The 20,142-nt window shown below is 35.3% G+C and carries 17 protein-coding genes, 1 tRNA gene and 1 pseudogene; 6 read left to right on the top strand and 13 right to left on the bottom strand.

The annotated features are described in order from the left end of the window. Positions 1-5: 5 nt before the first annotated feature. A complete protein-coding gene (gene dusB / locus OPR28_RS03025) occupies positions 6-968 on the bottom strand; it encodes a tRNA dihydrouridine synthase DusB (protein ID WP_010962313.1) in 963 nt (320 codons plus the stop codon). A 25-nt stretch (positions 969-993) separates the two neighbouring features. Further along, positions 994-2,070, bottom strand: coding sequence for a C48 family peptidase (locus OPR28_RS03020; protein WP_265023476.1), 1,077 nt, complete (start codon positions 2,068-2,070; stop codon positions 994-996). A gap of 143 nt (positions 2,071-2,213) precedes the next feature. Between OPR28_RS03020 and serS the strand changes: the two genes are divergently transcribed. Continuing rightward, positions 2,214-3,491: a serine--tRNA ligase gene (serS, locus tag OPR28_RS03015; RefSeq protein WP_265023763.1), complete on the top strand. Its 1,278-nt coding sequence runs from the start codon at positions 2,214-2,216 to the stop codon at positions 3,489-3,491. A 34-nt stretch (positions 3,492-3,525) separates the two neighbouring features. After that, the gene (gene purD / locus OPR28_RS03010; protein ID WP_265023475.1) at positions 3,526-4,797 is read left to right on the top strand and encodes a phosphoribosylamine--glycine ligase; all 1,272 of its coding nucleotides are present in this window, start codon (positions 3,526-3,528) and stop codon (positions 4,795-4,797) included. Between the two features lie 636 nt (positions 4,798-5,433). Here the strand turns inward: purD and OPR28_RS03005 are convergent. Then, positions 5,434-7,368, bottom strand: coding sequence for a WD_0033/WD_0034 family tandem repeat-containing protein (locus tag OPR28_RS03005; protein WP_265023474.1), 1,935 nt, complete (start codon positions 7,366-7,368; stop codon positions 5,434-5,436). A 37-nt stretch (positions 7,369-7,405) separates the two neighbouring features. Between OPR28_RS03005 and OPR28_RS03000 the strand changes: the two genes are divergently transcribed. Next, positions 7,406-8,264, top strand: a protein-coding gene (locus tag OPR28_RS03000) for an IS630 family transposase (protein ID WP_265023237.1) whose coding sequence is annotated in 2 segments (ribosomal slippage) — positions 7,406-7,731 and positions 7,730-8,264 — 861 coding nt in all. Because the reading frame shifts where the segments join, the coding sequence is not laid out codon by codon here. Here OPR28_RS03000 and OPR28_RS02995 read toward each other — a convergent pair. Further along, positions 8,237-9,229, bottom strand: coding sequence for a WD_0033/WD_0034 family tandem repeat-containing protein (locus tag OPR28_RS02995; protein WP_265023473.1), 993 nt, complete (start codon positions 9,227-9,229; stop codon positions 8,237-8,239). The genes OPR28_RS03000 and OPR28_RS02995 overlap by 28 nt on opposite strands. 417 nt (positions 9,230-9,646) lie before the next feature. Between OPR28_RS02995 and OPR28_RS02990 the strand changes: the two genes are divergently transcribed. The 3 genes from OPR28_RS02990 to gatC all read left to right on the top strand — a co-directional run bounded on the left by OPR28_RS02990 (position 9,647) and on the right by gatC (position 12,086). Further along, the gene (locus OPR28_RS02990) at positions 9,647-10,513 is read left to right on the top strand and encodes an ankyrin repeat domain-containing protein (RefSeq protein WP_265023472.1); all 867 of its coding nucleotides are present in this window, start codon (positions 9,647-9,649) and stop codon (positions 10,511-10,513) included. 303 nt (positions 10,514-10,816) lie between these two features. Beyond that, positions 10,817-11,743 carry a ribose-phosphate diphosphokinase gene (locus tag OPR28_RS02985; protein WP_264707096.1) on the top strand — a complete coding sequence of 309 codons (927 nt, stop codon included), beginning with the start codon at positions 10,817-10,819 and terminating at the stop codon, positions 11,741-11,743. Then, positions 11,733-12,086, top strand: coding sequence for an Asp-tRNA(Asn)/Glu-tRNA(Gln) amidotransferase subunit GatC (gene gatC, locus OPR28_RS02980; RefSeq protein WP_015588776.1), 354 nt, complete (start codon positions 11,733-11,735; stop codon positions 12,084-12,086). The genes OPR28_RS02985 and gatC overlap by 11 nt, the downstream gene beginning before the upstream one ends. Positions 12,087-12,127: 41 nt before the next feature. On the opposite strand, the gene OPR28_RS02975 is transcribed toward gatC, so the two are convergent. From OPR28_RS02975 to OPR28_RS02935, 9 genes and pseudogenes are all read right to left on the bottom strand, one after another. Beyond that, positions 12,128-13,390, bottom strand: coding sequence for a Tol-Pal system protein TolB (locus OPR28_RS02975; RefSeq protein WP_015588777.1), 1,263 nt, complete (start codon positions 13,388-13,390; stop codon positions 12,128-12,130). 5 nt (positions 13,391-13,395) lie between these two features. Then, positions 13,396-15,030 carry a ribonuclease J gene (locus tag OPR28_RS02970; protein WP_012673044.1) on the bottom strand — a complete coding sequence of 545 codons (1,635 nt, stop codon included), beginning with the start codon at positions 15,028-15,030 and terminating at the stop codon, positions 13,396-13,398. A gap of 208 nt (positions 15,031-15,238) precedes the next feature. Next, positions 15,239-16,357, bottom strand: coding sequence for a molecular chaperone DnaJ (gene dnaJ, locus OPR28_RS02965; RefSeq protein WP_265023471.1), 1,119 nt, complete (start codon positions 16,355-16,357; stop codon positions 15,239-15,241). 82 nt (positions 16,358-16,439) lie between these two features. After that, positions 16,440-16,517, bottom strand: a tRNA-Arg gene (locus OPR28_RS02960). Positions 16,518-16,583: 66 nt separating this feature from the next. Continuing rightward, the gene (locus OPR28_RS02955; RefSeq protein ID WP_265023470.1) at positions 16,584-17,528 is read right to left on the bottom strand and encodes a hypothetical protein; all 945 of its coding nucleotides are present in this window, start codon (positions 17,526-17,528) and stop codon (positions 16,584-16,586) included. A gap of 214 nt (positions 17,529-17,742) precedes the next feature. Next, positions 17,743-18,054 (bottom strand): annotated as a pseudogene (locus OPR28_RS02950) (Rpn family recombination-promoting nuclease/putative transposase); the annotation flags it as partial. A gap of 95 nt (positions 18,055-18,149) precedes the next feature. After that, positions 18,150-19,127, bottom strand: coding sequence for a group II intron maturase-specific domain-containing protein (locus OPR28_RS02945; RefSeq protein WP_264711499.1), 978 nt, complete (start codon positions 19,125-19,127; stop codon positions 18,150-18,152). Continuing rightward, on the bottom strand, positions 19,121-19,489 hold the full coding sequence (locus tag OPR28_RS02940) for a reverse transcriptase/maturase family protein (protein ID WP_209473350.1): 369 nt from the start codon (positions 19,487-19,489) through the stop codon (positions 19,121-19,123). Before OPR28_RS02940 ends, OPR28_RS02945 begins: the two co-directional genes overlap by 7 nt. After that, positions 19,490-19,825: a reverse transcriptase N-terminal domain-containing protein gene (locus tag OPR28_RS02935; protein WP_209473178.1), complete on the bottom strand. Its 336-nt coding sequence runs from the start codon at positions 19,823-19,825 to the stop codon at positions 19,490-19,492. Positions 19,826-20,142 lie beyond the last annotated feature (317 nt).

The raw sequence follows: 20,142 nt of genomic DNA, 5'->3' as shown, positions 1-20,142 counted from the left end.
TACAGCTAGTGTGTCTCTTGACCAAAAAAGCCAATAATATTTTCTTTCACTTCTGTGCTATCTGTCATGTTATTTACTCTCACACGAAATTCAGATGAGCCTTGAAGCCCGCTACTGTACCAACCTATGTGTTTGCGGGCCATCTTTATTCCTGTGTCATTTCCATAGTACTCAAGAATATTGTCGTAATGCTCGAGTATGATGCTTAATCTCTCTGAAGCTGTTGGCTCAGAAGTTTCACTTCCACTGAGAAAGTTCATTGCTTGATTAATCAGCCAAGGTTTACCGTAGGCACCACGACCTATCATCACTCCGTCTGCTCCAGATTCTTTGAGAGCATTCTGAATATCATTTAAATTTTTAATATCACCATTTACTATAACTGGAATTTTCACTTGCTCTTTAACATTTCTAACGAATTTCCAATCTGCTTGACCATTATAAAGCTGCGCTCTTGTTCTTCCATGCACAGTGATCATTTTTGCTCCTAAGTCTTCGGCAATTTTCGCAAGTCTCGGGGCATTGCGATTTTCATCGTTCCATCCAGTGCGCATTTTCACCGTAACTGGCATATTCACTGCTTTGACCACAGCTTCAATTATCTCAGCGGCTTTTTTCTCATCACGCATTAGCGCTGATCCTGCATAACCGTTTACAACTTTTTTAACAGGGCAACCAAAGTTTATGTCTATAATTTTTGCTCCCATGTCCTCGTTTAATTTTGCAGCCTCCGCCATAACATCTGGCTCACACCCAGCAAGCTGCACAGCAGTTAATGCATCGACTTTTGCTTTTTGCAAACTCTGGCGAGTTTGCATAATCATAGCTCTGCTTGCAATCATCTCTGAAACTAACAAACTTGCACCAAGTTTCTTCACAATACTTCTAAACGGATAATCAGTCACTCCAGACATTGGAGCTAAAATAACTGGAGAATCAATTGTCAAATTTCCTATTTGGAGGGGCATAAGGTCAATGGTAATTTTTCATTGATTACATAATGCAACACAAACTTGCATTCTCCCTTGAAATAGAAGACTGAGATGTTTTCGTCCTTGGCGGACGCTTACGATTTCTTAGATCTTCCTTACATTTCTCATCTTCCATAAGCGCTCTTGTAAATTCTTCTCTTTTCTCATTCAAATCAAATTTATATTCTGATAACTTTTTGTCAATTTCGTCAAATGATTTGTCTTCGTTAAGCATTTGTGTAATTTTATGAGCATTTTCTAACGCAAATATTCCACAGTTATACCCGTCACTTTGCTGCTTAGTTGGGGAAATTCTTATGTCTAATACCCATTCCTCTTTTTGCAGTTCTCTTTTAACAATATTTAGCACATTATCTGGCAATTGATTACCAAATGAGTCACAGTAATAAGCTCTAAATTTTTTATCACCTGCATCAGGTTTAATAACCAAAGTTACCCAATGATTATTGTTAATATGAAGAACCGAAGTAAATATCAATTTAGAATTTTGTTTGAATTCACCTCTATAATTCTGAAGAAATTCTTTTGTGAGTTCGTCCCAACCATTAGAATAGCTAGGGGCAAGAAAATAGACATTATTATTACTATATTCACTTTGTGAGTACCCATATACAACTCTTGCAATATGTGTAATGTCATTATCATCTAACCAGTAACTATAGTTTTTTCTGTTTGTCTGATGCACAAGAGTGTCCAAATCTTCGTGAAACTCTTTACCACCCAAACCACTATCCAAAGAGCTTCTACGACTACTGTTCCTTGAATTGGGTTCACTTCCTGGTACAATACCACTATCTCCATCTTGAGTTTTTTGCTCACCTTGACTTGCTCTTTTTCCATTAATATAGTTCTTCGCTAATTTGTATGCTGTTGTAAGAACTACTCCCATTATAATCCAAATCACAGGATGAGAAATTAGCATAGCAAGTGGAAAGGTCAATAGAGGGGATCCTATTACCGCCCCTAAACAGCCAGCAGCGAATGTGGCTGCTAGGCATACACAAGTAGCGTAGATAACGAATTCCTCACCAGCAAAGTAAGTGCTCTCTTTCTGATTATTTTTTGTAATGCCCAACATACTACACCCTATGAACGCTAAGTTAATTAAATTTTAACAAATTCTAACAAAAAAATCAACCATAATAATTTTAGTAGTATGAGAAAATATTGAATATTAAGAGCTTTTGGAGTACAGTAACAATGTTAGTAATAGCACAATATATGCACGATATAGAATATATACGCAAAAACCCTGAAGGATTTGAAAAGGCAATGAAAAGCAGGGGAATTAGAGAATCTACTGCGGAAGAGATATTAGAAATCGATCACGAGAAAAGATCATTAACCACTAAACTGCAGGATTTGAATAGGCAGCGCAATGAAATCACAGAGGAAATAAAAAAGCTTAAAATGAGCAAGAGCCCCTGTGAAGAGCAAATAGAGTTGTCAAAAAGCATCACAAATGAGATAGAGGCAATCAGCTTAAAAGAACAAGCAGAAAAGGATAAGTTAGTGAATGTTTTATCTAACTTGCCGAATATTCCTGCGCAAGATGTGCCAATAGGCGCAGATGAGAACTCTAATTTAGAGGTGAGAAGATATGGAGGAAAAAGACAGTTTGATTTTGTACCAGAATCTCATTATGAACTCGGAGAAAAATTAGGTTTAATGGACTTCGAACAAGCGGCGAGAATTTCCGGATCAAGATTTACGATATTAAAAGGACAGTTAGCTAAGCTTGGACGAGCGCTAATAAATTTTATGCTTGAAATGCATGTTAATGAATTTGGCTATACTGAGCTGTACCACCCGACTTTGGTGAAAAACGAGGCTATGTATAATGTTGGTCAGCTACCGAAATTTTCTGACGATTCGTATTTAACTACCGACGAATTGAGGTTGATTCCCACAAGTGAAGTGTTTTTAACAAATTTAGTTGCTGACAAAATAATGGAAGAAAAAGAACTGCCTATTCGCTTTACTGCATATTCGGAGTGCTTTCGTAAAGAAGCAGGTAGTGCAGGTCGCGATACCAGGGGCATGATAAGGCAACACCAATTTGGTAAAGTGGAGTTGGTAAGCATCACAACTGAAGACCAATCAAATGATGAGCTTGAGCGTATGACGAGTGTTGCTGAAGAGATATTAAAAAAATTAGAATTGCCATACAGAGTAATGCTGCTTTGCAGTGGTGATATGGGTTTTGCTGCACAAAGGACTTATGACATAGAGGTATGGTTACCTGAGCAAGATAAATATAGAGAAATATCAAGCTGCTCAAATTGTGGTGCATTTCAAGCAAGAAGGATGAACACTAAATACTCTTCAGAAACTGATAAAAAGATGAAAAAATATATTCACACTTTAAACGGCTCAGCTTTAGCTATAGGAAGAACGATTATTGCCATAATGGAGAATTATCAAAATTCTGACGGGTCGATTGCAATACCAAACGTGTTGCAAAAATACATGAGTAATGATACTGTTATAAGCAAATAATAATTTTGACATATAGAAAAGCGAGGAAATAAAGATGAAGGTTCTGGTTATAGGTTCTGGTGGGCGTGAGCACGCTCTACTTTGGGCTCTAAAAAAATCTCCTATCTTGACTGAGTTATATGTAACTCCTGGTCGCCAAGCTATGAAAGATCTTGGGGCTCTTGTGGATGTAAATATTCAAAATTCAATGGATGTTACACAATTTTGCAAGAGAGAAAATATAGAGTTGGTTGTTATTGGTCCAGAACAACCAATAATTGATGGGCTTGCTGATGATTTAGTTGCAGAGGGAATAAATGTTTTTGCTCCAAGTCAAGCAACTGCAAAACTTGAGGGATCGAAGTCTTTCACCAAGGGACTATGTAAACGATATGGTATACCAACTGCCAAGTACGAGTGTTTTGTTGATGAAGGGTTAGCTAAAGATTTTGTACGTAGCAATAAAATAAAGTTTCCACTTGTAGTGAAAGCAAATGGAATTGCAGCAGGAAAAGGGGTGGTGATATGTAATACAGAAAGCGAAGCTTTTTCAGCAATAAATTCAATGCTAGTGGAGAAAAAATTTGGTGAATCAGGTGAAGAAATAATCATAGAAGAGTTTTTAGTTGGAGAAGAAGTAAGTTTTTTTGCTCTTATTGATGGGTTGAAAGTAGTAACTCTTGGGTGTGCAAAAGATTATAAGAGAGTTGATGAAAGTAATGAAAGCCAAAATACTGGAGGTATGGGGTCGTACTCATCACCTTCAATTATAAGTAAGGACATGGAGCAAAAAATTATCCAAAAAATAATATACCCTACAGCTCAAGCATTGGTTAACATGGGTACGTCTTATAAAGGAGTACTCTTTGCTGGTTTAATGATTTGCAAAGATAGCCCAAAACTTCTCGAGTATAACGTTAGATTCGGTGATCCAGAAACGCAATCTATATTACCTAGATTTGATTCAAATTGCGATTTGTTAAAATTGATGTTGTCAGTTGCAGAAGGAAAGTTAAATGTCAAAATGGTGGAACTTAACAACAAATCTACAGTTTGTGTAGTTGTTGCAAGTAAAGGCTATCCGGGTGATTATCAAAAGGGAGAAGTAATTAAAGGATTAGATAAGATTGAAAGCATTCCTGGTGTGTTGGTGTTTCATGCTGGTACTAAATTCGATGAAAGTGGTAACTTAGTTTCCGATGGCGGAAGAGTGCTAAATATAGTAGCAGAAGGGAGCACTATAGAGGAAGCCAAAAGTAAGGTGTACTCAGCATTAAATTTTTTAGAATGGCCAGGGGGCTTCTTCAGATACGATATCGGTAGTTAATGTTAGCTGTCGGTTAGCAGGTGGTTCACAGAAACGAAAAACTTCCTTGACAAACTCCGCCAGCCCCCTTATCATGAAACTGAAGCTATTGTATTTGCTTTCGCCAATCTGCAGATTAAAAGGTAAGGATTACTTAATGTATCGGCGTCTTATGTTCAATTTTTTGCAGTATATAGATACTGTATGTCTTTACAAAACTTCATCTACATCTAGATTTTTATCTAAATAAGCTGAACGCGCTTATAAAGCGTTACAAGACATCAAAAAATGCCAATACTCGACAGAGATAGTAAAAGACTAGCTAACTCGGGGATTCTTTGTCTTTTTTTCTGCTTGGTAAATTTCTTAAACATTTGCAGCATAGGTTAGTTGCAATTAAAAGCAGCTAAATCTTGCTTGTCAAGCGTTTAAAACATAAAAAACGCCAATATTTTAAAGCAGATAATAACCCCAGGGCTTCTTTTGCCTTTTTTTTTATTTGGTAAATTTCTTAAATATTTATGGCTAAACGACAATCGTCATCCCGCTACTTGTTAGCGGGATCTAGAGATACCGCGGCGGTATGACGTAGGGAAACCTTTCTTGGGTTAGCTATAAAACTAATCAGCATCTTGTTTAGCACATATAAATTAAGTTTCACAAATATAGTGCTAAACCTTGAAAATATGTTATAGCTACTTCTTCCAATTTAGTGGTGGGTTTTGACAGTACACATGTTATTTTACTAGCTACCAACTCAAGTGTCACAGAAGTTGCAATCATTTTAAATGTCACAGAAGTTGCAATCACTGCATTTATATTCTGTACTTTAACATTTACTCTACTTTCTATTAGAGGCTTTATCCCCCCTACATCATTACGTACAGCAGTATGATTTATTTCATTTTTAGTTCCACTACTATGCTGCAACAAGATATCCCCATTAACTTTTATTTCAACATTTTTGTCACTACTACCATTGTTAAAATTTAATCCCTCATCTCTTCTACTTTGTCTTTTTTCTTTTAATTTTAATTCAGTTTCTCTTTCATCAAGTACGGAAACGGTAGGAAATGGGATGTGAGTTTTTTCCTGACCATCTTGATTTATAGCTCTTGTTATATTGAAAACTTCGTTGCTTTGACATGATATTGTATAAGTAAGTGGTGCGCAGATTTTTTCTTCACCATCTTGATATTTTATGGTTGTTGTTGCGTTAAGAATGTCTTTCAGAATATCGTTTTCTCTAGCTATGTCTAAAATTTTTTGAATAACTTTGCGATCATGTAATGCGGCAAGTAACTTATCAGTTACTTTTTGATTATTTTGATGTTTTATGGTTATTGTTGCACTAAGAATGTCTTTCAGAATATCGTTTTCTTTAGAGACTTTTAAAATTTCTTCAATAGCTATACTATTTTCACGTAGTATAGCATAAGCAAGTAGTGTGTAAGTCACCTCCCGACCACCTGGATATTTTATAGTTGTTGTTGCGTCAAGAATATCTTTCAGAATATTGTTTTCTTTAGCTACTCTTAGCAATTTCTCAACAGCTATACTATCTTTACGTAGTATAGCATAAGCAAGTAGTGTGTAAGTCACCTCCCGACCACCTGGATATTTTATAGTTGTTGTTGTGTCAAGAATGTCTTTCAGAATACCATTTTCTTTAGCTACTCTTAATATTTTCTTAACAACTATATTATCTTTACGTAGTATAGCATAAGTAAGTGGTGTGTAAATTAATGAATCATCATTAATTATTTTTACACTAAGAACACTCTTTAAAAGGTTGCTCAATTCGGCTTGTTGCAAAATATCCTTTGCAGCTTGACTATTCTCGTAAAATATAGCATAAGCAAGTGGTGTAACAGCGGCTCTCCGACCATTTGGATATTTTATAGTTATTGTTGCGTCAAGAATATCTTTCAGAATACCGTTCTCCTTAGAGACTTTTAAAATTTCTTCAACAGTTTTGCTATTTTTACATAATATGGCATAAGTAAGTGGTGTATAAATTTCTTCCTGACCATCTGGACATTTTATAATTGTTGTTGCGTCAAGGATGTCTTTCAGAGTATCGGTTTCTTTAGCTACTCTTAACATTTTCTCAACAGCTATACTATCTTTACGTAGTATAGCATAAGCAAGTGGTGTAACAGTTACTCTCCAACCATTTGGATATTCTATAGTTGTTGTTGCGTCAAGAATATCTTTCAGAATACCGTTCTCCTTAGAGACTTTTAAAATTTCTTCAATAGCTTTGCTATTTTTACATAATATGGCATAAGTAAGTGGTGTGTAAATTAATGAATCATCACTAATTATTTTTGCACTAAGAACACTCTTTAAAAGGTTGTTCAGTTCGGCTTGTTGCAAAATATCCTTTGCAGCTTGACTATTCTCGCAAAATATAGCATAAGCAAGTGGTGTAACAGTTACTCTCCGACCACCTGGATATTTTATAGTTGTTGTTGTGTCAAGAATGTCTTTCAGAATACCGTTTTCTTTAGCTACTCTTAATATTTTCTTAACAACTATATTATCTTTACGTAGTATAGCATAAGTATAGCTCTTCTCATAATAATCCAAATAAGGTAAGATATGGATTTATGGTAGTGGGGTTTGTATGCCAGCAGCGTATAGTTATGACTTAAGGAAAAAAGCAATGGAAGCATTGGATGAGGGAGAAAGTAGAGCAACTGTTGCCAAGAGATTTAAAATTGGAAAAACGACTTTATATGAGTGGCAGAAAAGGCGTGAGGAAACAGGAGATTTTCAGTCAAAAAAGCCTGGAAGCGTAGGATATAACCATAAAATTACCGACTGGAATGTCTTCACCGAATTTGCAAAAAACCATGGCGGCAAAACTCAGTCAGAGATGGCTAAACTCTGGGGCAATATCAGTCGACAAACGATTCACCGCGCACTTAAAAATATTGGCTTTACAAGAAAAAAAGACCTACGGATATAAAGAAAGAAATGAAGAAAAGCGAGCTCAATTTGCAAAGGTTATAGCAACAAAATATCCTGAAAATCTTGTATATATTGACGAATCTGGGATAGACAATACAGAAGACTACCCATACGGATATTGCAGAAAAGGAGAGAGGTTTCATTCACTAAAATCAGGTAAAAAAACTCAGCGTGTCAGTATGATTGCAGCTCTAAATAAAAAGAAAATCATTGCTCCATTGACCTTTGAGGGATACTGCAACAAGGATGTTTTTGAGGCTTGGTTTGAGCAGTTTTTGACTCCAATTTTAAGGTCTGGCCAAACTGTAATTCTTGATAACGCTGCTTTCCATAAATCTAAAAAAATCGATGATCTTGCTAAAGGAGTAGGTGCTGAAATTCTTTATCTTCCTCCATATTCTCCAGACTTTAACGAAATTGAGCATCATTGGTTTGCTATAAAGAACAGAGCTAGAAAAAATATCCCTATTTTTCAGTCTTTCCGTCAAGCTGTTGATTCTGCTTTTTTATGATTTGTTCTGACTATTATGAGAAGAGCTATAAGTGGTGTGTAAATTAATGAATCATCATTAATTATTTTTACACTAAGAACACTCTTTAAAAGGTTGCTCAATTCGGCTTGTTGCAAAATATCCTTTGCAGCTTGACTATTCTCGTAAAATATAGCATAAGCAAGTGGTGTAACAATTACTCTCCGATCATCTGGACATTTTATAGTTGTTGTTGCGTCAAGAATATCTTTCAGAATATCGTTTTCTTTAGAGACTTTTAAAATTTCTTCGATAGCTATACTATTTTCACGTAGTATAGCATAAGCAAGTAGTGTGTAAGTCACTTTCTGACTATCTGGATATTTTATAGTTGTTGTTGCGTCAAGAATATCTTTCAGAATATCGTTTTCTTTAGAGACTTTTAAAATTTCTTCAATAGCTTTGCTATTTTTATATAATATGGCATAAGTAAGTGGTGTGCAATTTTCTTCCTGACCATCTAGATATTTTATAGTTGTTGTTGCGTCAAGAATATCTTTCAGAATACCGCTCTCCTTAGAGACTTTTAAAATTTCTTCAATAGCTTTGCTATTTTTACATAATATGGCATAAGTAAGTGGTGTGTAAGTTTCTTCCTGACCATCTGGACATTTTATAATTGTTGTTGCGTCAAGAATGTCTTTCAGAGTATCGGTTTCTTTAGCTACTTTTAACATTTTCTCAACAGCTATACTATCTTTACGTAGTATAGCATAAGCAAGTGGTGTAACAGTTGGTTCTTTATCCCGATGTTTGCTTACTTCCGTAGTAAGAATCCTTTGTTTTTTCTCTTTAGATATTTTTTCTAGTTCTTCAGCAATGCTACTTTTTTTGCCTTCTATTTTTGATGCTAATTTTAAAATACTTTTTTCATCTTTCTCTTTCAATTTCGAATCATTTACCTGATAAGTTATTTTTCTTCCCAAGATCTTTCTTAAACTAAACATAATATTTCCTCTCTTCTTTTTAAGGTTATAGATTTGCTTTTATAAGTCAGTTGTGTTGACAATGTATTAATTGCATAGCTCAGACATTGTTTTATAAAGCAAAATTTTAGTAGACCACCTTACAAGAACGTTTCTTGCTAATTCTGAATCCGAAAAAAGGACGCAGTAAAGTTATTTGTAAGGGAAGAATGAAACTTGTAGCTATAGCTAAACTGACTTACGATAATTTGAAAAACCGTCATCCCGCTGCTTGTTAGCGGGATCTAGAGATACCGCGGCGGTATGACGGTTCGCAGTGGTATGACGGTTCGCGGCGGGATGACGATAAGCTCGTCATCCCGCTACATTAATATTGTATTAATAAAAACTTAATAATAATCCTTAATAATATATGAACTAACATGTTCGCAATTTCGTATGACAGAGGAAACAAAAGATGGATATGCTTCCTTATACGTTGCAATTCAGGAAGGTAATATTGAAGCTGCAGAACTACTAATAAAGTGTGGTACAAACGTCAATGATCATTATGAACGCAATCGTACGCCACTGCATATTGCCATCGGACGCAAACAATTAGAAATAGCAAAATTGCTGATAAAAAATGGAGCAAACGTTAATGCAAAAACTCAAAATCATGGTAAAGATGATCTAACACCAATGCACTTTGCAGTTTTTGCAAATACGCCAGAATTTATAGAATTACTAGCTAGCCATGGTGCATTGATTAATGAAAGAGAAAGTACCGAAGGGTATACTCCTCTTCACTTTGCTGCTTTGTATGGGAATAAAAATATAATACAAGCCTTAATTGATAAGGGACAAGATATTGAAGATGTGGACAATAATGGGCGAACAGCTCTGTTTTTAGCTGCTAGGCAGTGCACTGAAGCAGAAGATGATAGCAGAATAGAAATTATCAAGTATTTGATAGACAAGCTCAAAGCAGATGTAACAAAGAAAGACAATAATAACAATGCAGTACTCTTTTCTGCCGCTAATAATTGCCCTGGAAAAGTGGTAGAATTCATCATTGAGCAATATATAAAAATCTTTGAGTTAGAGAATTTTATCAACCACAAAAATAATGATGGAATGGATGCTTTGGATATTGCGCTGAATAGTGGAAACGAGAAAGCTATTGAAGTATTAAGATCATATGGAGCAGATATCAAGAATAAGGTAGATGGTAGCATTCAAAAAATTACTGCAGAAAAACCAAGTAGTACCCTAGACAGAGCAGAAAGTGCAGAGGTAGCGCCTCCAATTAAGCAAAGAGTATAAAGCGTTTTATAAAGCGATTATAAATTTCAGTAAGTTGCAGAGGCTCTACAATGGGAAGTGTAGTATGTTAGCAGATACAAATGACTAGATAAATTATATTTCATTAAAGTCATTTATCTTGAAACATAAGCAGGATTTTGTATAGTTGTTTCAATTTGGGTCTGTATATTGAAACAACGCGTGAAAATGACAGGTCATTGTACAAGAGGTACCTAATTCACCGACAAGAATGCTAGATAAAGACACTTACATTTCAATTATTTCACAATTTCTGTATAATCTTAAAAACTCAATTAGTGCGTTATGAAGATAATAATAGGTAATGCTAGTAAGGAATTAGGGGAATCAGTAGTTAACCGGCTAGATGTTCAACCATCCTCTGCTTGGATATCAAAGTTTACCGATGGTGAGGTAAATGTAGAAGTAGCAAATGATCTATATAATCAAGAAGTATATATAATACAATCTCTTTCTCCCCCTGTGAATGATAACCTTATGGAGCTTCTGCTTATAATTGATGCAGTAAATAGATTAGGAGCCAAAAGGATAGTAGTAATTATTCCTTATTATGGATATAGCAGACAAGATAGAATTATCAAGAACAATAATATGCAATCTGCTTTAAGTGCTAAATTAGTTGCAAATCTTATTCAAACTGCAGGTGCAAGTAGTGTTGCAGTTATTGATTTGCACTCAAGTCAAATTGAAGGATTCTTTGATGTACCGATAACTAATTTGAACTGCTTTGAAGCATTTGTTGACTCTATACACACAGAAAATTTGGCAATTGTTGCACCTGATGTTGGAGCAATTGGCAGAGCACGTGCTTTTGCAAAGACTTTAGAGGAAAAGTACAAGATAGGGTTAAATGATAAGATTATTGTAGTAGATAAATATAGGGAGAAAGCAGGCACATCTCAAGTAATGAACATAATAGGAGAAGTTGCAAATAAAAATTGTGTCATTGTTGATGATATAGTTGACTCTGGTGGAACATTGTGTAATGCAGCTCTTGCTTTAAAAGGCCACGGAGCAAAGTCCGTAATTTCATGCATCACACATGGCGTGCTTTCAGGAAGTGCAGTTGAGAAAATTTCTTCCTCTTCTTTAGATAAATTAGTGATTACGGATACCATACTTCACAAATTTGAAAAAACTGGTAAAATAGAAGTTGTTTCGGTCGTAGATATTTTAACTCACTTTATCCAAGGAGGTAAAGATGCCAGCTAAGTCAACAGAAGACGTTATTACTTCACTAATAGAATTTGCAAATAAGAGAAAAATAACAATTACCAAAGAAGAAATGCTTAAAATTGCACAGCTTGTAAGGATTAAGTTATCAAATGACGAGATTGATCACTACTCCAAAGAACTGACAATGCTGGATTGGATACATGATACTTTATTGCAAGTTAATACTGAAGGTGTTTCTCCTATGCGTTATGGCAGCATAGACAAGGACATTCATGTACGCGATGATGTTATAAATTCTCAAAACATTAAAAAAGAGATATTGTCCAATACAAAACCTGAGCATGGGTATTTCGTAGTGCCAAAGGTTATAAGCGATTAAAGTAAAATAAGGCTCATATCAAATCTATAATAGATCTACTTTCAAAAATAAGACCAATCCGGTAAAGAAGCATTTGTGGGAGTGGAAACCATTTTTTGATTTTTCTTTACTAAGTCTACTAAATATAGTTTAGAGTTGCTTGGTGATTCTGTTCTTGTAAAAATGATTTCTCTACCATTTGGTAGCCATGCCGGGGATTCAATTTTATGCCCCTCTGAAAGCAGACGTTCTTCTTTGCCATCTGGCTTCATAACTCCTATGTAAAATTTTCCTGACTGAATCTTTGTAAAAGCTATCAGATCTCCTTTTGGCGACCAAACAGGCGTAGCATATCTTCCACTTCCAAAACTAATTCTTTTAGGTTTTTTACTTTTGTTAGTAAAATCGATAACGTACAGTTGCTGACTCCCACTTATATCAGAACTAAAAGCCATATACTTTTGATCTGGAGAAAAAGAGGGAGAAGTGCTTATAGCTGAACCTTTAGTAATTTTTTTTGTTCGTTTACTACTTAAATCCAAAGATAATATATTCGTTTCACCACCCAATGAGTGGGAAATTAAAAGAGATTTACCATCGGGAGAAAATCTTGGTGCAGAAACAACTCCTTCAAATGCGCTGATTATTGATTCAGTGTTATCTTTTAAATTTTTTAATATTATATAACTTTTACCATTTGCGTACGAGATATAAACAATGCCCTTTCCATTTGGTGAGAATCTCGGTGTTGACACAAATCTATCGCCATTTGTTAAGTATTTTATATTACTTCCATCTTGATTCATCACAGCAATTTTACGCACAGATTTGTAGTTGCTATCTTTTTCTTCAGCGATATACGTGATTTTTGTGTTGAAGTGCCCTTTCTCACCAATTAATCTATCATGTATCACATCCGAAACGAGGTGACCAATTTTTCTCCAGTCTTTTGCTGGAAAAACAACTGACTGAGTAAGTAATTCTCTTTTTGTAAAAGTGTCAAATAAACGAAATGATAGCTCTAATGCACTACCAGATATTTCGCTTAAACTTACTGTGACTACAGTATCGCTTTTCCAAGATTTAGATTCAGCTTCCGCGCCACGTTTTACATTAAATAAGCCACAATTAGATAAATTTGTTCCTATTACCTTTGCAATATTTTCGCTTAATTCGCTTTCCAACGCTGTTTTACATGTACATTTAGATACAACAAGACCAATGTTACCAACACTGCTTTTTTTTATATCAACATATAAAGCAGCTTTTGTAAAATAAGGAATAAATAACGAAATAAATAACACCAGATGAACGAATAGCTTCATTCATTTCATACCTGTTCTATCTGAACCTCAATTATAGGTCTTTTTAGTAAATATTCCTTTAAGATACTCAATATTGAACTTTCAATCTTATTTTTAATTTTTTTTGTTGGCTGCAAACTAAACAACGACTCAACTTTCTTGACAATTTTCTGTATGGTAGCTGCATCTTCTAGCACTTCAAAAACACCAGGTACAAATACTTTTGGTTTAGCAAGCAATTTATTTTTCTTGTTTACAACTGCTGTTACCACAATAACTCCGGCATCTCTCATTCTTTTACGCATTTTTATAACACTGCTCTCCGGATGACGTAGCAACATACCATCAATACCAAAGTAGTCAACATCAATTGAATCAACCTTTTCTCCGTTCTCCAAATTAACAATATCACCTGGTGCAATCATTATTGCTTTTGCCACACCGCACTCTTTAGCAAATTTTACATGTGCATGCGTGTGAATATATTCGCCGTGAACTGGAATAGACATCTTCGGTTTTATTAAAGAATACATTTCCTTTAGCTCTTCTCTTGTTGGATGCCCAGAAGCATGAACATGCTCTGTTTTTTCAGTAATAACTTCTACCCCCATCTCAATAAAGGCATTGAGCATGTTGTGCGCACGAGTTTCATTTCCAGGAATGATTTTTGACGAAAAGATCATGGTATCACCTTGCTGCATTTTAAATGCTTGATGACTCTTAGCAGCAAGTCTTGCGGTAGCTGCCAGTGGCTCACCTTGACAACCTGTGCAAAGTAGCACCAGTTCTTCCCTTGGAAAATTTACTGCTTCCTTTGCTTCAAGAAACTGAGGAGAATCAGTTAAATAACCACTATCTTGCGCAACTTTCACTATTCTCCATAAAGATCTACCAAGTAAAACTACTTTTCTATTTAGTGCTTTTGCAGCTTGGCTTATCGTTTCAATTCGTGCCACATTTGAAGCGAATAGCGAAACAGCAACTAATTTTTTAGACCGCTTTATTATGTTATAAATATTATTATAAATTTCACCTTCTGACTCAGGGTGATGCTTGCTTAATATATTGGTTGAATCGCAAATTGCTGCAAGCAGGTCACCTTTATCGCCAATTTCTTTTAGACGCTCCATATTAGAAGTTAATCCAACAACAGGTTTTGGATCAAATTTCCAGTCTCCGGTATGGAGTGCACTACCCATTTCAGTGCTAATTAATATTGAATTTGCCTCAGGAATTGAATGAGTTACATTTATAAACTCGACGGTAAAAGGACCCAAATTTATGCTGCCATTTATGTCTACCTCTTTCACAGGCACTATACCTTCCAATCGAAATTCTTTTAGTTTCTCTTTAAGAAAATTAACCGTAAACTTTGTTGTATATATGGAGCACTGCAACTCTTCCCACAAGTGGGGCACTGCACCGCAGTGGTCCTCATGTGCATGTGTAATTATTATTCCAAGTAAATCTTTTTTTCTTTGAGCAATAAAATCTATATCAGCAATGAGCAGCTCAACACCTGGCATAGTTTCATCTGCAAAACCAACACCAAGGTCGATCATAATCCACTTACCTTGGTAATGATATAGGCTAACATTCATCCCGATTCTTCCTACTCCCCCAAGCGGAAGAAATAAAAACTCATTTTTGTTTATATTCATTAAATTTAAATTATTAAAACCTGAGAATAGCAAAACTTCGACCTTAAATAAAGAAATTTATTGCTTTTACATAGTTTTAAGGAACTAAGAAGTTTCTGTTGGCTAATAATAACACTATTGTTAAGTTTTCCATTAATAAGGTCAAAGAATTGCAGGATTAAATGAAAACCCGTAAACAGTTACCCCTTTATGTCATTTAGCAGATTTCTTATTTTTTTTTTACTTTACTAAAAAACCCTTCAGATTGCTGTTGTACACTTGCATTTTCCTCTTCTTCAAGCGCTTTTAATAGTTCAATTTGCTTTTTAGTTAAATTTTTTGGATTTAAAGTCTCAACTATTACCTGTACATATAAATTACCACGAGCATGTGAGTTCATATATGGCATACCCTTTTCCCTACAACGTAGTTTGGTACCAGTTTGAGTGCCTTCAGGGACCTTTACTTTTATTTTAGCTCCATCAATTGATTGAATATCGATTTCACCACCAAGCACTGCTAGTGTCATTCTTATAGGCACTTTACAGTGTAAATCTGCTTTATTTCTAGCAAAGATTTTATGGAAAATTATTTTCACGTATACGTATAAATCTCCACTTTTTCCACCTTTTGTTCCAGCTTCTCCTTTACCACTTATCCTTACCTTAGCTCCTTCTTCTATGCCTTTTGGAATTGAAACGGATATATTTACTTCATCTCTTCTACGTCCACTTCCACCACATTTCTTACATTTGTTTTGTATTATTTCTCCTTCCCCATAGCATGTAGTACATGTTCTTTCGATGGTAAAAAAGCCTTGTTGAGTTCTAATCCTACCGCTTCCCTGGCATGTGTGGCACTGAACTGGTTTAATTGCTCCTTCGCCACCTGTGCCTTGGCATGTATCACATTTTACATTTGTCACATAATGTATAGGCGCTTGTATTCCTTTAAATGCATCTTCTAAGGTAATTTCAAGATCATAACGTAGGTCTGCTCCAGATACTCCTGTTGTACTTCTTTTTGCTCTCGATCTACTTGCACCACCACCGAATCCTCCACCAAAGAAGTCATTGAATATGTCGCTAAAATCTCCTGCAGAGCTAAAGCCTTGAAATCCACCAGAAGCACCTTCGTGGCCATAACGGTCATAGCCTGCTCTTTTCTCAGAGTCAGACAGAACTTCATATGCAGCTGTTACTTCTTTAAATTTTTCCTCTGCTTCTTGATTGCCAGGATTTCTATCAGGATGATATTTTAACGCTAATTTTTTATACGCTTTTTTTATCTCATCAATACTGGCATTTCTGCCTACTTCCAGCAGATCATAGTAGTCTTTTTTGCTCATATATAATAGTTTAGTGCTTAACCTTTAAAGATAGGTATTACATATATTAATTTCAAGTGTGACTTCTATTTCCTATAAAATGTGGTGCACCCTGAGCGACTTGAACGCCCGACCTTTTGATCCGTAGTCAAATGCTCTAATCCAACTGAGCTAAGGGTGCTTTCACAAAGTTAACTTTAGCAGGTTTTGTAGCTTGATTCAATTAATTTGGCTAAAAATAAAACTGTTAATTTTTATCACGCGTGAACCCCTTACAATTCCCAAACTTCTGTTGCAAATAAGGATTATCAAATGCATTTTGAGGAGGAGCAGTTGGAGTAGTATTAGGATCTTGAGAAAAGTAAGGAGGTGGTGCATCATAACGAGAAGAATCTCCATAACCATGCCCTTGTCTAAGACAGCTATCTACCACTCCTTTAGCTTTCTCGATATTTTCTGATTCTTCCTCATGCTTCATATGAAAAGCTAAACCACCAGCAAAACATACGAGAGAATTAACGCCAAGGATAGCTAAACCCCACACTGGTAAGACTGGGTAAACAGCACAAGCTACCAAAGCTGCCAAAGAAACAACGCCAACCGCAAATTCTATATTTCTGAACGTTTTAAATTTACTATCCAGGTAATCTATTTTTTCTTCTTTTCTAGCCACTTTTCTGCTGCTGTTATACCAAAAACACATACCAGCATGGAAAGCAACACACACAACTGCAGCTACTATACCCAAAGCTAATAGCTTTCTACTGTCTTCTGATTCTTTTTTATTCTCTTCTCTCCCTTGATGAGTGGTATTACCATTGTTAATATTCGTTATATTATTAACCGTAGTGTGACCACGTCCACCGAATAAAGAATCCATCCAGCATTGTAATAGCAAATAATCCCAAAAGTCTAAACCTCTATTGTGTACATGTATATGTGTAATCTGAGAGCCTGTAGGTTGTGCGTTATTCCCTGCGTTATATTGATCATTTCTGCTTCCTGTATCGTGCCTATTGCTTGAATTTGGATGTGTAAATTCTTCATACACATTTTTAAAATTCTCCTTGCTCCAAGTTAAATTCGGTGTATTATTACAATACTGTAGAAACCCTTCAATATTATTATTATTACCTAATTTCTTTATATAGGCTAACGCATACCTTTTTAAAACACTATCACTTGCTACCATAAATACCCTCTTAAGTTAAGATTAAATTAATAAATATTTATTATAACAAGATAACATCTACTTGTCAACTTGAGCCTGATTCAAGTATCCGTTCAGAGTGTGGCAGAAGAACTTATTCAAATAAAGTAGGTGGTAAAATATAAACATTTTATAAAGTGAAAAATGGACTTTTCAGACCACTGCCGAGCTAAAAAAGCCCTGAAAAACGTGATACTTAGGCCACTTCTTGCTTAAGCTGTACAATTTCAGCTTGAGAAAGGCCAGTGGATTCAGCTATTAAATTAACAGATACACCAGCTTTAAGTAAATTTTTTGCAACTTCGATTTTTCCTTTCTCTATACCTTCCTCAAGTTTGTATTCAAGAATGGCTTCTTCTTTCCGCAGATCCATTATTCTTTCTTCATATGCTACTAAATCTTTTTCATTCCAGCTAAACCTGTCTAATTCATCGTAGGCTAACTTTATTATTGGTGATTTTTCTGCTATATTCCTTAGGTCTTCATCTGTAGTTTCATCTGCATACTGTTGTCTAAGTGAAGAAGGTCGCCCCTCCTCACTCGACTTCAAAACCGTACGTGAGACTTTGCGCCTCATACGGCTTCTCTCTAATTTGGTGCTTGTCATGCACACCTCCTGTGTAATTCATCGTGACAATGCCCATGTAACAAAGATAAATTTTTGATCATATTGTTTCGTCTATTCCGGTCTTTATGATGTATTTCTATTATATCATCACTTTCAAACCATAGTCTACAATTACCGCATTTACTTTGTTGTAACTTCAATAGTTTTATTACTCTCGATGGCTTATCTGGTATTTCTCTAAGACGATTACCCCAATATACCCAATCACCATCATATGGAGATCTGGTTTTTTGCACTTTGATATGTCGTTTAATAACATGATCGCTGTGTATAATAAGATGTATCTTGTTACTTGTCATAAAACGCCAGTTATCGTTATTATACTTTTTAAAGTATTTTCTTTTTATCCAGCATTTCCCTTTGTTTGGGTGCCTAAAGACTGCCCACTTCCAGAGCTTTCTATGTATAGTATTATCCAATGAGCTAAAGATTTTACATGAAACTACCGAAGAGTAATATTGACTCCATCCTCTGTTTATTGGATTGAGATTCCTTATTATTACTTCCTGTGGCGCCCCACGCATTTCTCTAAGTTTATGTTTAATAGCAAATGTATGCTGCTTTATAGAATTACGACTTGGTTTTATTAATAATGTGTAACCTTTTTTACTTTCTTTTGTTGGATATTGTCTTATTGAAAATCCAAGAAAATCAAATCCTGGTTTTGTTTCGTCAATGGTTCTTAATGTATGAGAAATTCTTGTTTTAGAGGGCTTTAATTTTAGTCCAATGGTTTCTAACCATTCTTCAACTAAAATTTTTGCTTTAAGAATAATCTCTTCGTTTTCATGTATGATGACAAAATCATCACAGTAGAAAATTACACTAATAGACTTTTGCGCGTTTTTATGCGATATCCTACCATATTTTCTTTTCATGCATTGAAAGAGTTCGTTTGTTAATGCTTTTTTGACATGTTGCTCTAATCCGTGTAATGCAACACAAGCTAGCAACGGTGCCTCCTTGAATTGTACCACGTTTTGTGGATTGAAACTTTCCATCTTCCATAACGCCTGCCCTTAACCATCTTCTTATGATTTTCTTTAACGTTGGTGTGGTTTTCAAGCAGTTTATTATGGTTAATATTGTCAAAACATCCAGAAATATCAGCATCTAATACATATGCTGTTTTCTGTTTTAGCACATCAAATATGGCTTCAATTGCATCATGACATGATCTACCAGGTCTAAAACCATAAGTGTTTGGCTCAAGTTTTGCCTCCCATTCTGGTTCTAAAGCCATTTTTACAAGTGTTTGTGATATAGTAGGTATACCAAGCGGGCGATGCTCCGATGGCTTACCAGGTTTTGGGATTCAGACGCGTCTTGATGGCTTTGCTTTTTCTTTTATATCTAAAGAATATGATAGTTGTAATCTTTCTTTTTGATTAAGATTAGCCTTTCCATCAATACCTGCAGTCTTCTTCCCCCTATTGTCCTGTGTTACTTTCCTAACAGCGAGTGTTTTTGCACTTGTTGATTTGAGCAATAATTTTTGAAGATTATGCATCTTTTTGATATCATTACATTTAGAGGCTTGGTAAATTCGTTTTTGTAGCTTAAATGAAGATTTCTTCAGCTTTCGCCAAGGAATTCCATTCCATTCATACCTAGCTTTTTGCTGGTCCATAACATATTCACTACTATTCACCACTTTACCTTCCAAATTAAAGTGTTTACGTCTGCATATCCCAGATATTACTTTGTGCATTAGCTTCTTAAACAATCCTTCCACATAGCAGCTTGTGGTTGGCTACCTACTTATATTTAATGAATATAAGAGCTTTTATGTGGTTACTCCGTTCCATAGCTTCGTTTCACGTTAAACTTAGATTCCTACTATTTGCCGGAAGCTGGGAACATCAATAACTAAAGTCTTCAATCTTTAGTTCCCCTTTTGCTTCGTACCATTTTTGTCTATGCGTAGTTCAACCTCTTTTCGCATACTATGCTTTGACGACAATTCAA

Source organism: Wolbachia endosymbiont (group A) of Epistrophe grossularia, from assembly GCF_947251435.1.
Taxonomy (GTDB): Bacteria; Pseudomonadota; Alphaproteobacteria; order Rickettsiales; family Anaplasmataceae; genus Wolbachia; species Wolbachia pipientis.
The sequence above is the reverse complement of the archived record's forward strand: the minus strand, read 5'-3'. Positions and strand labels throughout refer to the sequence as shown.

What these genes read in the sequence shown, in the direction of transcription:
- dusB (WP_010962313.1), bottom strand. Translation starts at nt 968, where the DNA reads ATGCCCCTCCAAATAGGAAATTTGACAATTGATTCTCCAGTTATTTTA.
- OPR28_RS03020 (WP_265023476.1), bottom strand. Translation starts at nt 2,070, where the DNA reads ATGTTGGGCATTACAAAAAATAATCAGAAAGAGAGCACTTACTTTGCT.
- serS (WP_265023763.1), top strand. Translation starts at nt 2,214, where the DNA reads ATGCACGATATAGAATATATACGCAAAAACCCTGAAGGATTTGAAAAG.
- purD (WP_265023475.1), top strand. Translation starts at nt 3,526, where the DNA reads ATGAAGGTTCTGGTTATAGGTTCTGGTGGGCGTGAGCACGCTCTACTT.
- OPR28_RS02995 (WP_265023473.1), bottom strand. Translation starts at nt 9,229, where the DNA reads ATGTTTAGTTTAAGAAAGATCTTGGGAAGAAAAATAACTTATCAGGTA.
- OPR28_RS02990 (WP_265023472.1), top strand. Translation starts at nt 9,647, where the DNA reads ATGACAGAGGAAACAAAAGATGGATATGCTTCCTTATACGTTGCAATT.
- OPR28_RS02985 (WP_264707096.1), top strand. Translation starts at nt 10,817, where the DNA reads ATGAAGATAATAATAGGTAATGCTAGTAAGGAATTAGGGGAATCAGTA.
- gatC (WP_015588776.1), top strand. Translation starts at nt 11,733, where the DNA reads ATGCCAGCTAAGTCAACAGAAGACGTTATTACTTCACTAATAGAATTT.
- OPR28_RS02975 (WP_015588777.1), bottom strand. Translation starts at nt 13,390, where the DNA reads ATGAAGCTATTCGTTCATCTGGTGTTATTTATTTCGTTATTTATTCCT.
- OPR28_RS02970 (WP_012673044.1), bottom strand. Translation starts at nt 15,030, where the DNA reads ATGAATATAAACAAAAATGAGTTTTTATTTCTTCCGCTTGGGGGAGTA.
- dnaJ (WP_265023471.1), bottom strand. Translation starts at nt 16,357, where the DNA reads ATGAGCAAAAAAGACTACTATGATCTGCTGGAAGTAGGCAGAAATGCC.
- OPR28_RS02955 (WP_265023470.1), bottom strand. Translation starts at nt 17,528, where the DNA reads ATGGTAGCAAGTGATAGTGTTTTAAAAAGGTATGCGTTAGCCTATATA.